The 236-nt window shown below is 47.9% G+C and carries 1 tRNA gene; it reads left to right on the plus strand.

The window, feature by feature from the left end:
• Window positions 1–142: 142 nt before the first annotated feature.
• Window positions 143–219: transfer RNA gene (locus WFJ73_RS33285), tRNA-Ile, on the plus strand.
• Window positions 220–236: the final 17 nt, after the last annotated feature.

Genomic DNA, 236 nt, shown 5'->3' on the forward strand with positions numbered 1-236 from the left:
TGCGGCTGGATCACCTCCTTTCTAAGGAAATACCCGATCACGATGATGATCGGATAGGAAGCTTAGCTTCCAAACTACAGGCAGTAGTCGCAGCTCGTTGTCAGTTTTGAAGGAACAATCCTTCTCATTAAATAGTTGTTAAGGGCCTTTAGCTCAGCTGGTTAGAGCGCACCCCTGATAAGGGTGAGGTCGGTGGTTCGAGTCCACTAAGGCCCACCATTATCCTTTCGATAATG

Origin of the sequence: Paenibacillus sp. MMO-58, from assembly GCF_037146255.1 — a bacterium.
Taxonomy (GTDB): Bacteria; Bacillota; Bacilli; order Paenibacillales; family Paenibacillaceae; genus Pristimantibacillus.